General features: G+C 66.9%; 14 protein-coding genes and 1 pseudogene. 6 read left to right on the top strand and 9 right to left on the bottom strand.

Annotation, left to right across the window (positions count from 1 at the left end):
• Positions 1–78 precede the first annotated feature (78 nt).
• Positions 79–258, bottom strand: a complete 180-nt coding sequence (locus tag OG622_RS46710; protein ID WP_371583212.1) for a hypothetical protein — start codon at positions 256–258, stop codon at positions 79–81.
• A 37-nt stretch (positions 259–295) separates the two neighbouring features.
• A complete protein-coding gene (locus OG622_RS46715) occupies positions 296–1,201 on the bottom strand; it encodes an aminoglycoside phosphotransferase family protein (RefSeq protein WP_371583214.1) in 906 nt (301 codons plus the stop codon).
• A gap of 297 nt (positions 1,202–1,498) precedes the next feature.
• Between OG622_RS46715 and OG622_RS46720 the strand changes: the two genes are divergently transcribed.
• Complete coding sequence (locus OG622_RS46720; RefSeq protein WP_371583215.1) at positions 1,499–1,864, top strand: transposase family protein; 366 nt, start codon at positions 1,499–1,501, stop codon at positions 1,862–1,864.
• A gap of 448 nt (positions 1,865–2,312) precedes the next feature.
• Here the strand turns inward: OG622_RS46720 and OG622_RS46725 are convergent, their stop codons facing one another.
• The 3 genes from OG622_RS46725 to OG622_RS46735 all read right to left on the bottom strand — a co-directional run bounded on the left by OG622_RS46725 (position 2,313) and on the right by OG622_RS46735 (position 7,741).
• Positions 2,313–2,654: a hypothetical protein gene (locus OG622_RS46725; protein WP_371583217.1), complete on the bottom strand. Its 342-nt coding sequence runs from the start codon at positions 2,652–2,654 to the stop codon at positions 2,313–2,315.
• Between the two features lie 352 nt (positions 2,655–3,006).
• Positions 3,007–3,267, bottom strand: a complete 261-nt coding sequence (locus OG622_RS46730) for a transposase (protein WP_371583219.1) — start codon at positions 3,265–3,267, stop codon at positions 3,007–3,009.
• A gap of 634 nt (positions 3,268–3,901) precedes the next feature.
• Positions 3,902–7,741 (bottom strand): HEAT repeat domain-containing protein, encoded by a 3,840-nt coding sequence (locus tag OG622_RS46735; RefSeq protein ID WP_371583220.1) that lies wholly within the window; start codon positions 7,739–7,741, stop codon positions 3,902–3,904.
• A gap of 95 nt (positions 7,742–7,836) precedes the next feature.
• On the opposite strand from OG622_RS46735, the gene OG622_RS46740 reads away from it, so the two are divergent.
• Positions 7,837–8,061, top strand: coding sequence for a hypothetical protein (locus tag OG622_RS46740; protein ID WP_371583221.1), 225 nt, complete (start codon positions 7,837–7,839; stop codon positions 8,059–8,061).
• A gap of 266 nt (positions 8,062–8,327) precedes the next feature.
• On the opposite strand, the gene OG622_RS46745 is transcribed toward OG622_RS46740, so the two are convergent.
• Positions 8,328–9,149: a phosphotransferase gene (locus tag OG622_RS46745; protein WP_371583223.1), complete on the bottom strand. Its 822-nt coding sequence runs from the start codon at positions 9,147–9,149 to the stop codon at positions 8,328–8,330.
• A 192-nt stretch (positions 9,150–9,341) separates the two neighbouring features.
• On the opposite strand from OG622_RS46745, the gene OG622_RS46750 reads away from it, so the two are divergent.
• The 3 genes and pseudogenes from OG622_RS46750 to OG622_RS46760 all read left to right on the top strand — a co-directional run.
• Positions 9,342–10,910 (top strand): transposase, encoded by a 1,569-nt coding sequence (locus tag OG622_RS46750; protein ID WP_371583225.1) that lies wholly within the window; start codon positions 9,342–9,344, stop codon positions 10,908–10,910.
• On the top strand, positions 10,889–11,488 hold the full coding sequence (locus tag OG622_RS46755) for a hypothetical protein (RefSeq protein WP_371583227.1): 600 nt from the start codon (positions 10,889–10,891) through the stop codon (positions 11,486–11,488). Before OG622_RS46750 ends, OG622_RS46755 begins: the two co-directional genes overlap by 22 nt.
• A gap of 90 nt (positions 11,489–11,578) precedes the next feature.
• Positions 11,579–11,734, top strand: a pseudogene (locus tag OG622_RS46760) (aminoglycoside phosphotransferase); the annotation flags it as partial.
• Positions 11,735–12,866: 1,132 nt separating this feature from the next.
• Here OG622_RS46760 and OG622_RS46765 read toward each other — a convergent pair.
• Positions 12,867–13,334 carry a winged helix-turn-helix transcriptional regulator gene (locus OG622_RS46765; protein WP_371583228.1) on the bottom strand — a complete coding sequence of 156 codons (468 nt, stop codon included), beginning with the start codon at positions 13,332–13,334 and terminating at the stop codon, positions 12,867–12,869.
• Between the two features lie 104 nt (positions 13,335–13,438).
• Between OG622_RS46765 and OG622_RS46770 the strand changes: the two genes are divergently transcribed.
• Positions 13,439–13,939, top strand: a complete 501-nt coding sequence (locus tag OG622_RS46770; RefSeq protein WP_371583230.1) for a PaaI family thioesterase — start codon at positions 13,439–13,441, stop codon at positions 13,937–13,939.
• On the opposite strand, the gene OG622_RS46775 is transcribed toward OG622_RS46770, so the two are convergent.
• Both OG622_RS46775 and OG622_RS46780 read right to left on the bottom strand, forming a co-directional pair.
• Positions 13,930–14,301, bottom strand: a complete 372-nt coding sequence (locus tag OG622_RS46775) for a recombinase family protein (protein WP_371584435.1) — start codon at positions 14,299–14,301, stop codon at positions 13,930–13,932. The two genes, OG622_RS46770 and OG622_RS46775, sit on opposite strands and share 10 nt — an antisense overlap.
• Before the next feature lie 151 nt (positions 14,302–14,452).
• The gene (locus OG622_RS46780; RefSeq protein ID WP_371583232.1) at positions 14,453–14,785 is read right to left on the bottom strand and encodes a winged helix-turn-helix transcriptional regulator; all 333 of its coding nucleotides are present in this window, start codon (positions 14,783–14,785) and stop codon (positions 14,453–14,455) included.
• Between the last annotated feature and the right edge of the window lie 141 nt (positions 14,786–14,926).

Consider the following 14,926-nt stretch of genomic DNA (forward strand, 5'->3'; position numbering starts at 1 on the left):
CCGCCAGAGCTATATCTGACGTCAGCGTGAGGTCTGAGTGTAACTGATGTCGACGCCCTGGAACCGGGAGAGGGATGGTCAGTGGCGGGGCAGGAGGGTGCGCAGGCGGGCGGTGTGCTCGTCGATGGCCTGAGGGCCGTTGCTGGTGAGCAGGCGGACGCCTTCCTCCCAGATGACCTTGATGGCGGTCGGGTTGGTGGTTGTCTGTACCTGGTAGCCGGCGTTCCTGAGGGCTTCGTCGATTGCACACGGCCCCATCAAGATTTCCTCACCCGTGACCAGCAGCCGCTTCAAGTCACGCGAGCGACCTGTCCGCCAGGATACGTTCCAAGGATCGTTGACCCGTCCGGCTCATGGGCGGGTTGCTTTTGACGTAGTACCAGACCAACCCCATCGCTTGAACGAAAGCCCACGCCTTGCCTCGCTCCCATTCGAGGTTGTCACTACCCAGGTGATCGCGGAGCACCTGCCGCGGCCCAGCCTCGAGCAAATGCCACGCACTCACAAGATCCAGCGAAGGGTCCGCCGGCCCGAAGCCGCCAACGTCGAGAATCCCCGAAAGTCGACCAGCGGACACGAGCACGTTGCCAGGAATCAGATCGCAATGGGCCATGGCGTCCTCAGCAGCACCTCGCGGCAGATCACGCAAAGTTGCCCAGATACGGCGCAGCCGAGGGACATCCAGGAGTTGCTCACTGTGTCTGAAACAGGTCTCCATCCACGCGTCGTGGGACTGCAGGTCGCCTCCTCGACCTGTGCCGGCGAACGTACGGCCATGCGTGTCGATCGCGCGTAGGTCACCGATGAGATCGGCCAAGTCGCGGGCGAACGCAGACGATTCGCCTGGGTCCTCGTTGGCGGCCACGATGCCGGGCAGCCACGTTTGCACCGACCACGGAAGCGGGTAATCTGCCCCAGGTTCACCAAGCGCGACCGGCTCGGGCGTGGGGAAACGCGTGCGACCTGCCAACTCGCGAGCCGCTGCCGCTTCGGACTCCAGCCAGCGCCGCGCCGACTCGACGTCTGCGGACTCAAGAGGGAATCGGGCTGCGAACCGATTGCCGATACGGAAGACGGCGTTGACGGTACCCTGCGCCGCGATGCTCCTGACTGGCAGGCTCCGCCACTCAGGAAACTGCTGCTCTACCAACATGCGCACCGTCTCAGGTGACACCGTCAGCTGGTTGGCGTGCATCTTCATGGTGGAAGCATCAGCGTCACGATCTTCAACTGCAAACCATTTCTGTCGCGCAACGTTGCCTGCTGGAAGTCCGGCAGGTGGTGCGGTGCCCCTGAATGCCATAGCGGGTCATGCCATGGCGGTCACCGAGACCAGACAGACGGCCCCCGCAGCGGTGCGACCCATCAAGAACCGTTGTCGGATTTCGGTTCTGGCACGGAGCTTGGAGAGCGGTCGCAGAGGGTGACTGCGGTGTTCGATTGTGATGCACCGGTCGGGTGTGAGCCCGCGTACGCCGCGCCGTAGAACGGGCTGGTGATGACGATCCGTCAGGTAGCTGTAGACATCCGCTGCTTGCGGCTGTGGCCGGTGACGGTACTGGTCGTGCAGGCCGACGCGTCGTTCTGGAACTCGCTGGTGTTCGGCGGGATCGACGAGCTCGCCGTCGAGGCGGTGACCGCCGCCTTCGGCACAGTCGACGTGGTGGCAAGAAGCCGAGGGGCCGGAGCATCCTGCCCGGACTTCAGCGGCTTCTCACATCGGGTGCACGACTCCTACCGGCGCAGGCCCAGGGATCTCCCGCTCGGTGAGTTCCGTGTCGTGATCCTGCTGACAGTCCGGCGGTTCATCTGCGGCTGGTTCACTGCCCGCGCCGGACGTTCGCCGAGCCGTGCACACAGTTGACCAGCCCGTACGCACGCTTCACCCGCCGGATCAACCACACCCTGGAGCGCATCGGTCTGGCGCCGGCCGGACGGGTCGGCTCCCGGCCGGCCGCCCAACTCGGGTTTGACGCAGGGAGGACGACCTTGCTGTGCCGGGTCGTGGCGCTGCCGGATCCGCAGTCCAGCACTCCGCGAGTGCTGGGCGCTGATGATTTCGCCACCCGGCGCGGACAGTCGTCCGATGATCCTGCTGCCGTGACGCTCTGCGACCGCTCCCCAAGATCTGTGCCAGAACCCGCAACCCGCAACTGCCCTCACTGCGACAAACCAGTCACCATCGTTGCTCTGCTTGCCACCCCTGAAGCCGCACGACCCACCATCCCCGCAACAAGCCCCGACGTCATTCCCATGCGCCGCAGTTGAGCTCGCGCAAGGCCTCTGACCTCGTCGGACCAAGTGACGACAGGTCAGTCGGCGTTCTCGAACCAGCTGCCGATGTTGTTCCACATGAAGGTGTCTTTCCAACCTGGCCGGCCGTCAGCCCACCCGCTCAGCGCGTCGATCACCTTCTCCTGGGAGATCGTTCGGGTCTGGTAATGCTCAGCGGCCATCCCGTCCCGGAACTCCAACTGGTAGGTGTTGTCATCCCTCAACCACACCTGCACATACCAGTCGCCGTCTGAATCTTCGTCGACTCGCTCGACGATCACAAAGGCATTGCTCCGGCCCAAGTTGGCCACCATCTCGCTCAGCACTCCTGGCTTGGGCTTGCCCACCAGGCGGCCGCGTTCATCCCTCGCTTGCAACATGGGCCGATCTTCCCGCATAGGTCTGACACCGCGACCAGCCACTGACGCTCACTGCCCATCCTCAGTTGGTTCGCTTCTCGAACCAACTGGGGATCAAGAGCACCTTTGGGGAAAATTCGGGCTCTGGCCGCTCTATCGTGAATGATCTCGAGTAGAGACCGCGGGGTGCTGATACCGATGGGCGTGGCCACACCGTCACACGTGCTCGTCCGCGGAGGCGGTGGGTGCGTTCGATGATCTGGGTGCCGGGCAGTTCCGCGGGCGGTATCAGCATCGGGGGCGGCTCCGGCACCTCGGTCACCGTCTCCTCCTCAGCACGTTTGCGCAGGCAGTCACGGTGTTGGTGGCAGGTCTACTTCACCGCGGAGGACAGGTTCTGCAGCAGGTGCCAGCGATCAGCGACTTCCAGGGCATGAGGGGCGGCTTCCCTGACCGCCTGGGTATGGGCGGTGGCCCGATCCCGGCAGATGATCTCGGCGCCGGGATGCTCGGTGAGCCAGGCTGCGAACGTCTCGGAGGTGCGATCGGGCAGCACGTCCACGACCCGACCGGCCTCGACGTCTACCAGCACGGTGCCGTACGTACAGCCCTTGCGGAAGGCGAACTCGTCCACCCCCATTACCCGCGGCGCACGGGCCGTCGGCGCCGTCAACAGCCTTGAGCAGTCGGGGCCGGCCCGCGGCCAGCCGCAGGCGGCGGCACAACCGCGTGGTCGGACGTCCGCCGAGTTCGATCGCGATCGACCGCGGCCAGCCTGTCAGTCCGGTGCTGGAGCGGCGGTGCCGCGCGGACAGGCCCGGCACCCTCGACGAACGTCTTGCGGGAACAGCTCTTCCGATCACAGAAGTACCGGCGGACCCGCAGCCGCATCACGATCTGGCAGGATTCCAACGGTCTTTCATTCAGGGCGCGTTGGTACACGATGTGTGCGCGTCTCGCCTGTTTCCGGCAGTCTGGGCACCGGCTGGGGCGAGCGGTGGACGCCGCCTCCACCACAAGGACGTCGGAGGAGTCGCTGACGCACTCCACTCGCACATCGATTCAGGGATACAGCACAGCCTCGACCGTCTTGCTCGCCATGCCGGGACATATTCTGCCGAAACGATCCCTCGCTCACTCCGCTGACCTGGGGATTCACGGAACTGCGGCCAGAGCCGTTTTCAACGAACCCCATCACGTCTCCCGCTGGACGTCGAAAACGCGCCCTCGGCACCGTGCCGAAGTGACAGCCCGCTGAGCCCTGACCGCTACCACTCGTCGGAGAATCGGTCGGCGAGCGCCCGGATCTCCGGGTCGTATGGCCAGCGTTCGGCGAGTGTCTCCACGGCCACCCGTCGCAGGCCCCAGTTGGAGTCGTCGGCGGCTCGCTCGCGTAGCAGCGCCTCGGTCACGGGGTCGGCGCGCCAGCCACCTGCGAGTGCCCGGATTGCCGCGCCTCGACTGATCGTGTCGGTTTGGCTGGTGACGATTCGCCGGAACAGCGCGCCGGTCTCTGGGTCGGCGCGCCAGCCCGCCGCCAAGTGGTACACGGCGTTTGCGCGCAGGTGCTCGTCGGGGTCGGCGACGGCGAGCCGACTCAGCAGGGCGGCGGTCTGCGGGGTGCGACAGTTTGTGACGAGGGCCTGGACAGCGGCCCCACGGACGTAGGGCTCAGGGTCGTTCTCGGCCCTGTCGCGTAACAGCGCGACGGTGTCGGGGTGGTCGCGCCAGCTGGCTCCGAGCGTCCGTACCGTCGTCGCGCGTACGAACTCGGCGCTGTCGGCAACTGCGAGGCTGCGAAGCAGCGACCCGGTTTCCGGGTCGTTGCGCCATCCGGCGGCGAGGGCGAGGACGGCCATCTCTCGGGCCTGCGACTCGCCCTTGCCGTTGGCGACGCTGCGTAGCAGTGCCGCAGCGTCGGGATGGTCGGCCCAGACGGAGCCGACGGCCCATAGTGCGGCCTGCCGCACCGGCTCGCTCGCATCGGAGGTGGCGAGTTCGCACAGCCACGGCAGCGTTCGCGGATCGGTGTGCCACCCCGTGGCCAGCGCCCGCACCGCGGCCACCCGGACCGTGTTGTCGGGGTGAGTTTCGGCCCGTTCGCGCAGCAGCATGGGGGTCTTCGCATCGGTGCGCCGTTCGATGACGAGGGGCTTCAGCGCGGCGTGTCGCGGATCCTCCGCGGGTGGTGGGAGCGCCGACCGGGCTGTGGCGGGGCCGATGGGTCGGGTCTCGGCGCGGGCGAGCGCCCGCTTCGCGGCCTCTTGCACCCATGCCTCGCCATCTGAGCCGGCGGCGATCGAACGCAGCAGTGCCACGGTCTGCGGATCGTCGGGCCAGCCCTCGACGAGGATGTCGAACACGGAGGTCCGCAGGTGCGGGTTTGGATCGCAGGCTGCGCGCTTGCGTACTACGGCCGCAGCGTCCGGGTCGCCCGGCCAGCCAGTCGCGATGCATTTCACTGCGGTGAGGCGGACCCAGTGGTCCCGGTCACCGGTCGCGCATTGGCGTACCACGGCGAACGTCTCAGGTTCGTCGCGCCAGCCTTCGGCGAGCGCCGCTAGCGCCCCCCGCCGGAGGTACGGGTCATCGTCGGTGAGGCACATCCGCAGCCAGTCTCCGGTGGATTGTTCTGCATGGCGGATCATTGCGAACAGCTGTACCGAGCCGTACCTGACGTTTCCATCGGGGTCTGTCTCAGCGAACTCGCGGAGCAGGCCGGCGACCTGCGGATCGTCGGGCCATTCCTGGATGAGCGCGCGTAGCGCCTCCTCTCTGTCGGCGGGTGTGGAGCCGAAGACCGCCTGACTGACCAGACTCTCGCGGAACTCGCTGTTGTCGCGCAACAGCGCGGCACCGACCCGCGCGGCTGGCGGTACCTCGAACCAGGCGAAGCTTTCCCCTTCCCTCATGACGCTCAGGAACTGGCCGCGCGCCAGGTACCAGTCGTGATAGCGCTGACGGATGGTGGAGTTGCGTGCGCCGAGCCGGCCGAGCACAGGCGGTAGCGTCTCCACAACCGCGCGGGTGACCGGGGAACCGGGGAACGCCCGCTCTGCGACCATGTGCTCGATCAGCCCGATCACCGCGTTGACGACGGCGGAACACTGGACGGGTAGCTTGCCGGGGTCACGGACCTCGCCAAGGCATCGAGCGGCGAGCACGATGTGGTGTGGCGTCTCACCCAAGGACGACCCGGGCCGCCGAACGAACCACAGCGGATCGGCCGCGAGGAGATGGTCGACGATCTGGCCTGCGAGGCGCGGTTCGACCATTCCCGCGACGAGGACGAGGGTTTCGTGCCAGGCAGGGTCGGCCCAGTGCTTGCCGTACACCTGGTGCATGAGGGCATCCCCAGTCAGGCTGCGCTCGACGGTGAGCCGGTGCTGGATTTCCGCCGCGGCGAGATACTCAAGGAGTGCGCGGTGGAGGAAACCGTACAACTGTGCGCCGAAGTGGCTGAGGATGCTGTTCCGCGCGCAGAACTCATCGAGCATCGCGCGGGCGAGCGCCATAGAGCGATCAGGTGGGAACCCATAGCTTTCGCGCAGGTAGCCGACGAGCTCCGCAGTCAACTCCCGGTCGTGCAGAAGGTTTCCCGCTATCCCGACCTGGCCGTCCTGCATCCGATGGGCTACGCGGCGCAGCAGCTCCAGCCGGTCACACTCACGAAGGCGGCCCGCGTCCTCGGCTACCCGCTCGTCGTGTGAGTATCGGCTCGGATCCCACTGTGCGATGAAGGCACTCACGGCTTGCTCGTACACCCCGCGTCGGTCCCGCGGCAGATCCCGGTGCTCGCCGCGAAGGGCCAGCATGGTGAGCACCAACGGGTTGCCGGCCAGTTCACCTGCTGCCGGCGAGTCGTCGATGGCCGCCAGCAGTCGGTCGCGCAGGCGGGCCGCCTCGGCTGGCTGTGCCGGGAAAGCCAACCGGTACCAGCCAGTCACGAACGCGTCGATCTGTGCCCGGTCGAAGTCCTGCAGCATGTATGTGCGGAAGCCCTCGCGTTCGAGCACCGCCTGTTGGTACCCGATCACCCGGGACGTCACCACGACACGGGCGCTCGGGTAGCGCTCTGCGAAACCGGCGATCTCGCCGGTGACTTCCTCGCGCAGTCGTGGGTCGAACAGCTCATCGAGCCCGTCGAAAATCACCACCGCGCGGCCACCGGCGCGCAGGAACCCCTCGAGCACGTCTCTCGGCAGGCCCCGCCCGTCAGTGTGGTGCAGGCGGTCGACGAGATCGAGAAGGGTATGCGTGCGCCACCGCGGGTGGGCGTACGCGCCCAGCTCAACCAGAAGAGGCAGCGACCCGGCGAGCGGGGCAAGGTCCGGGTCGGTGCCAAGGTCCGGGTCGGTGTCCATCGCCTCCGCGAGCGCTAGCGCGAGGTACCGGGCGAACGTCGACTTGCCCGCGCCCGGGTCGCCGAGCAGCACGATTCGCTGAGCGGACTCTTCGGCCAGTACTTGCAAGACCCGGCGGGCCGGGCGGTCACCGCATGCCCGCCGGACGCGTTCCAGCGATTCGACGTCGCTCACCGCGGGCGCGGCGTACTGCAGCTCCCCCGCTGGCGGATCCATTCGAACCGACGGGGCGACGAACACGTCACTCAACTGGAGCGGCGGACGGCCGACCGGATCGCTCCCGGAGGCCAAGACTTCGACCCGCGCGTACCGTCGGCGCAGCCCCGCAAAGTACGCCTGGCGCGCGGCGTCGAACCCGTCCTGGCTGTCCGCTGCCGGAGTACGAGCGTGCGGGCTCGCCGCCTTCTGGGCGGCTTCCACGTGCATCTCCGGTCGGGCCGTGCCGTGTGAGTGCGCCCCGCGCAGGCGTGACAGCTCCGCCCTCTCCGAGCCGCTGATGCCCAACGCGTTGAGGATCGCCTTGAGCGTGAAAGACGACGGCGGCCCCTTCTCGGGGTTCAACGCATTGTTGACCGTCGCCTTACTGACCGCCTCATCAGCGAGTTCCGTCCGCCTGACGATATCGGCTTGGCTCAGGCACTGACGGTCCATAGCGGCCTTGAGTCGCCTCTTCAGTTCCCTGTTGGCGCCCGTGTCGGGCTCTGCATAGGCCACCCTGCCCCCTTGCTGTTCATTCTTGTTCACGTGAACCCGGTGAACGCCTCACGAGCTGATTCTGTACTCGACCGGCCGGCCGATCCCGCCTGAATCGGCACGATCGTTATGGAGGAGTACCGGAGATGACCACCGAACTGGCTCTGGCCATCGCCCCCGTTCTGCTGGTGGGAGTGCATGTGCTGCGGCAATACAAGGCCCAGACGAAGACGATGGGACTGGTCCGCGAGATCCGCGACTTGATCACGTTGCGCATGGTGCTACGCGACGCGAAGCCCAATCAGCGCGAAAGGCTGCTCGCGGCACACCGCGAGTGGCGTGTCGAGCCGACCAGAAAGCACCGAGGCTGAGCTTGTCCTACCTTCCAAGCCGTGGGTCAGAGCTGGTCATTCGTAAGATCGGCGGGCCCAGGGGATCTGGGTGTGGCTGTGAGTTTGTCGCCGTTGGATGGCTCAAAGAACTTGGCCGCCCGGAGCCCCGCGACGACTCGACCGCTCATTGGGATACGCGACTCGATCGCTGTGCAGGGCAACGTCGGCGAGGTCGTCCGAAGCCCTACCAACCGTCACGGCGGCGGCTTGACATCGTCATTGGGAAGTTTTCAACGTCGTGGGGGTCAGTTCAGCAGGGCGGCCGTGAACGTGTTGCGGTAGGCGGCCAACCAGGCTTGCATCCGGTCCCAGCGTTCCCATCCACCACGCTCGGCAAGTGCCTGGAGGTAGACGGGGTCACCGTCAGCCACGCGGCTGGCGACGAAGGCCCGGCAGGTCTCGGTGGCCTGTTCGATGGCGCCGGGCAACTCGGCACGTTCCCGCGACGACAGGCCGTAGCTGTCCGCGAGAATCCGCAGCCGTACGGGTGCATCCAGCCCGGCGGAGTAGAGGGCGGCTGCGGATGCGGGATGGAGCATGGGAACCCAATAGCGGGCGGTCATGGCGACGTCCCAGAGGGGGCGGCCTGGTGCCGCCAGGTCGAAATCGATCAGGGCAGCGGCACGGCCGCCACGGAAGACGACGTTGTCCGGGCACACGTCGTTGTGGCACAGCATCGTTCCTCCCTCCGGGTCGGCGAGGTCCCGGGGCCACTCGACACGGGTGTCAATCGCGATGGCCGCACTGGCCTCGTGCAGGCGTCGCAGCAGGCTCCCCACTGATTCGAGGGCAGTTTCCGTCAGCACCCAGCGCGGAAACGGAGGCAGGGCGACGTCGCCGGGGATGAAGGTCAGTTGCTCACGGCCGTCCGCGGTCAGGCCGGCTGGGGTCGGAGCTGCGTCGAAGCCGTGCTCCTTCAGCGCGCGGAGGTAGGCATGGAGGGCGTACGCGTTGCGTGGCGCCGGGCGTTCCACCAACGCACCCCTACGAAAGACCGCGCCTGCGTTCGCCATGCCGCCGACCAGCGCCTCGCCGTCCGCCGCCTCACCCTCACCTTCACCCGTCATACCGATCACGCTATCGCCAGATCGGTCCGGTGGGCCGGGATCGAAACGGGACTCGAACTTGGTCGCCCACCTGAGGATTCGCCGGATACCTCAGTGGCCTCGGCCTGATCCTGTGCTCCGGACCAAGGACGCTCGTGACCAGAGCGAGGCCATGGAGATGACGATGCTGTATTCCGATGCGTCGTCGAGGACGTGATCACGGGCGGCCAGTGGCGTGACGGGGACCCGGACGTCCTGGTCGTCGTCGAGGACGGATACGACGCCCGCGCATGGCCCACCTCCTTCGGCCTGCCGGTCGAAGTGCTCGGCCGGCTGCGTTCGGATCGGGTGATGCGCAAGCCCGTGCCCCAGCCCCGGAAATCGCCGCCGCAGGGCGGGCGGCCTCCGAAGCACGGCAAAGAGTTCCGTGTCGCCAGGCCGGACACCTGGGGTGAGCCGGACACAGCGACCATGCAGGTCACCGACCGCTACGGCACCGCCCGGGCGATGGCGTGGGACCGTATCCACCCTCGGCTCACCACCCGCTCGGCCTGGATCGATCACGTCGGCGAACTCCCGCTCATCGAGGGCACGTTGATCCGTCTTCAGGCCGACCACCTGCCCGGCGGCGGGGACCCGCTGCCGGTCTGGCTGTGGTCCTCCGGGACCGGGATGAATTCGAACCTGACGCCGGACATGCTGCTCTTGGCGGACCGCGCTTTCCACACCAATGATCTGCTCGCGCAGATCGCCCGCCGCGGCACGCAGTTCTTGGTGCGTTGCACCAGTCGTCGACACCCGCCGGTCCTGGCCCTGTTGCCCGACGGCTCCTACCTCGCGCGTGTCGTCGGGCTCACCCTGCGCGTGATCGAGGCCGAGATCCGCACCCGTACTGCCGACGGCAGCACTTCGGCGACACCTACCGGCGACTTTTGGCCATGTGTCGCTTACTGTGCAACGTTACCGGGGTTCGAGAATCGTTCAGGCCCGTGGAAGCGCACGTGGGGGGCAATGAAGAAGGTCATGGTTGCAGCGGTGGCGAGCCTGTTGCTCGTTGGCTGTTCCAGCGCGGAGGAGAAAGCGCGGGACAGTGAGTCGAAGCCGGAAGCAACCGCCGTCGAGAGCCAGGCGATTGCGGACGTCGTCGAGGATGAGCCGGATCCTGTGACGGTGGACGAGATCTCGTGCGACTGGGACGACTACACCTCCGTGGAGGAGGCATGGGCGGGCAAGCACGAGCACTGCGATGTCACACTCAGCGGCACAGAGATGAGCGACACGGAGACGAAAGCCGTGGAGACCGCATACGGGGACGAGGAGGAACGCCTCGACTCCTTCGGCCGCCCGGATGAGGAGGGAGACCTTCAGAGCCTCGGCGTTCTGTACAGCATTTGCGCCGAGAGCGCCCCCCGGAACTATCTCGATTCAGCCAACGAAGTGCAGAAGAAGGAAATCCGCGGCGCCTTCCTTCTGTGTCCGGTTCATCCCCAGGCACGCAAGTATCGGAAGCAGATCAAGGATGCGCAGGAACGCGACAAGCTTCGGGCCGAGGGGCGGGTCTTCGGTGAGGGCGTCCATCGCGTGGGCCCCGACGAGATCAAGCCAGGTACCTATTTCGTCACCGACGTCGAGGGCTGCTACTGGGAGCGAACCGACGCCAACGGCGAGACGCTCGACAACAACTTCGTCACTGCCGCGAAGCGGGTCCAGGTCACCATCATCGCCAGCGACTACTCCTTCAACAGTAGGAGTTGCGGGGAGTGGCAGCCCGTGGGCATCTGACAGCTCGTTGGTCGCGCCGCCCGGACGTCGAAGGGACCGCACACGGCTCGTGTGCGGTCCCTTCGACGTCCGCCGGTCGTCGCGAATGGCTCGACGTCCTCGTCGGCGACGGCCGGCTCACCCCCGGCCCGCTGCTGCGCCGTATCGACCGCCACGGCAACATCGGCGCCAAGGCCGCCGGCCGCCCAAGGACGACCGCCGCCGCGCATCACCGCCGACACCGTCAACGACATCATCAAGGCCGCCGCCCGCGCCGCCCGGCTCACCCCGGTCCCCTCGCGGCCGCCGACGCAGCGCCCACCGCCGAAGAGGTCAACGCCATCCTCAAGGCCTGGCGCACCGCTCGGCGCGCAGCCCGCGCCTCCGCACGCCGCATCACCGGCCACTGCTTCCGTCGCGGCTGGATCCAACAGGCCCTGGCAGCCGGCTACCCGCCCGAGACGGTCGCAGTGCACTCGCGCCACTCCCTGCGCAGCACCGCCCTCGACGCCTACCGCCGCAAGAAGGTCCTCTGGAACCAGAACCCACCCGCTTCTTGGGCCGGGCCACCTGACCAGCCGCTCGTCCGCTACGACTGAGCGTCCGGGGGCCGGCGCTGCACCAAGTGCGACGGTTCCGGTTCTCGTCCGGCCTGGTGGTCAGGCCACCGGCAGGCCGGGCACAATCCCCGAGGGTTGGCTGCTATGAAGAGCCTTTTCCTCATCCTCATGGGCCAGAACGGGGAGCGGGGCCTTCCTGGCGGCAAGCCGACATGGGGACCCGCGGGCCGGGCGGCGCTCGATCGTGTTCTGACGTCCAGCTTGCGCTGGCCCTCTCCCGCATAGGCCCCTCTCCGATCTCGGAGCGACGCAGACCACTTCAAGGCGCTTTGCGGCTGGTGTCTGAGCTGGGATCCGGGGCCTGTTCAGCTATCGCTGATTCTTCGAGGAATCCAGCCTTCTGGTGACCGTGCGTGATCTCCGGGGCATATCGACTCAATGTTCCGGCGGTCTTGTTGCGGAGCCGAGTGGTGGTCTTGTCGTGGTAGCCGAGAGCCTCTGCAGTGACGGGAGCGGATCTCCAGGAGTTGCTGCCGGATGGCGGCGCCGGGGGCGGCCGCGGCCGGGACACCGATGGCGTTGAGTAGTGCAGACGGGTGGTCGGGCCGAACGGCTGGCCCCCGGCGGCCGGGGAAGAGCCAGCGGGATGCCGGGTTGGTGGCGGTGTTCCTGTTGTCGCGGTCCGCGATGTGCTCCAGCAGCAGGTCAGCAACCGGTGCGGGAACAGGCGAGGCTGGTCCGCCGAGCCGTAGCAGCACCGTTTCTCCGTCGCGGATCACGTCGTCGACCGTGAGCCGGACGATCCGGGTCAGAGGTTGCGCGTAGGCAGCGGATGCCTACAGATATCTGATGGAGCGTCACTATTTGCCGTTTCTGTGGCGCGGCGTACGCGGTCTCGCACCCGATCGGTACATCACAATCGAACGCAGTGGTCACCCCTCTGTGGCAGGTCCCCAAGATGTGTGTGCCAGAACTTCACTTTCGCCTACAAACCAGGCGGCCGAACGCCGCTAAGCAGTACGAGCCGGCGCATCGACTTCCAGCTCAAGCGGCACGCCATCACCTATGACTTGAGCATCGGCAAGTTGGACAACGCCTGTTTGGAGACGACCAGTTGCTTCGCCATGGAGCTGGGGACCACGTGACGTTGGTGCGCGGAGCGACTGTCGCGTGGATTCGGGAAATGCTGCACGCGGCCCTCAACCTGAACGGCCCGACCCGCGCCCACGTCATCGTGACCGCCGACGAGATCGTCACCGCGTTCACGGGGGCACAGGTCTGACGCTCACCGTAGAACTGCTCATCGGCGCGGCCAGTGTGCCGGCGACGACGGGATCGGTGAAGGGCCCTGAACCCGGCGACCGGGGCGCCTGTCGAGTTCGGTGCGGCGGTACGCCGAAGTCGTGGGGGCGATGGCTTACGACCGGAGGCGGGCGCCTGTTCCCAGGCGGGCGGTGACTTCACGGGGAGTGAGGGTGGCGTGTTCCGTGGAGCACTCGACGACGACGCGGACCGGGGCGTCGCAGTCGGTGTGGCGGATGTCCAGGAGAGGGCCCTCGGGGCCGAGGGCGTGCGTCTCGCCCCACTGGCTCAGCGCCATGAGGACGGGCCACAGGTCCCAGCCCTTGCGGGTCAGGCGGTATTCGTTGCGGGAGCGGGTGCCGGGCTCCTGGTAGGGGACGGTTTTGAGGATGCCGCTGGAGGTCAGCTTGCGGAGGCGGTCGCTGAGGACGGCTTCCGACAGGCGGATGTGGCGGTGGAAGTCATCGAAGCGGCGGACGCCGTTGACGGCGTCACGCAGGATCAACAGTGTCCATTTCTCCCCGATCACGTCGAGCGTGCGCTGGACGGGGCAGTTCTCCGTGCTCGCCTCAAGCCACTCCATCCCGCCATCGTAAGGGACCTGCCTTCGCCATTGACAGTCAGGTGAGTAAAAGTCTAGCTTCACTTGGAAAAGTCAGCTGACAGTCAGAGGGAAGGCGCTGGACCGTGGGGCGAACGCGTACGTATCACTGGGACGACCCCGCGATCTCGGCGGAGGCCGCCGGGCGTATGGCCGGTATCGACTTCCTGCGCGAGGTGCAGGCGGGGAGACTGCCGAAGGCGCCGATCAGTCACACCGTCGACTTCGACCTGGACGAGGTGGAGCCCGGCAGGGCGGTCTTCTCGCTGACACCGGGGGAGGAGCACTACAACCCGATCGGCAGTGTGCACGGGGGCGTCTTCGCCACCCTGCTCGACTCGGCGGCGGGCTGCGCCGTCCAGTCCACCCTCCCGCAGGGCATGGCGTACACCTCGCTCGACCTGACGGTGAAGTTCCTGCGGCGGATCACCGTGGAGACGGGCCCGGTGCGCGCCATCGGCACGGTCCTCAGCAAGGGCCGCCAAACCGCCCTTGCCCAGGCCCAGTTGGTCGACGCGCAGGGTCGTCTCCTCGCCCACGCCACCAGTAGCTGCCTGCTCTTCCCGGTGCCCGCATCTCAGGTGTGACTCCGCAGGCAGTGCCCTCGGACCGTGGGGCACCGGGACAACTGGGAGTGCATCGACATCCCGCTCGGCGGCTGCCCGCTGCCCCTTGGTCTTTTGTCATGGAACAGCAGGCGCTCGCCCGGGGTGGTGGTATCGAGCGCATCGTGCGGCGAGGTGAAGCCGATGCCGCGCTTGCGCAGGCCGGACACGATGGCGATGAGGTCCTGGATGGAGCGGCCGAGCCGGTCGAGCGCCGGGACGACGAGGGTGTCGCCTTCGCGGAGGTAGTCGAGGGCCTTCCACAGTTCCTCGCGCTCGGCGTTCTTGCCGGACTCCTTGTCGGCGAAGACCCGGATGCGGCCTGCTTGATTGAGGGCGTGAATCGTCTGACACCGTTTTGCGGACCTGGTCCGGCGCTGGTCCGGCCGCGAACCCGTGCTGACGGATCTCGCTCATCAATCGGTCGATTCTCGAACACGAGAGTCTCTGGGAGATTCCTCCGGCGCGTCACGCGCCGGAGGAAGGAAGGGCTGGCTAGGGGATGGCCTCGATGCGCTCCATATGGTCCTCGCCCCATGCCCCGAGTGGCGCGAGTGCCGTGTTGAGCGAGCTGCCGAAATCGGTGAGCGAGTACTCCACCTTGGGCGGAACCTGCTGGTAGACCTTCCGGTGCACCAGGCCGCTGGCCTCCATCTCCCGGAGTTGAAGGATCAGCATCCTCTCGCTGATGCCGGGCACCGCCCGCCTCAACTCTCCGAAACGCAGCGGCCCCTCCTCACCGAGCGAAAACAGGATTAGCCCCTTCCACTTACCGCCCATGACGGCGATGGCGGCGTCGAGCCCGCAGATATAGGTCCGCTTGGTCATCAGCACTCCTACTGACAAAAGTGTGGGTACCGAACAGAATTGTAGGTACTTGATCAAATGTATGTGGGGATTCCAGAATGGAATGAGAGCCGCGCAGGACGCGCTGATCGGCGATTGCGTGGCTGCTCAACCATCCGACCG

Source organism: Streptomyces sp. NBC_01314 (assembly GCF_041435215.1).
Taxonomy (GTDB): domain Bacteria; phylum Actinomycetota; class Actinomycetes; order Streptomycetales; family Streptomycetaceae; genus Streptomyces.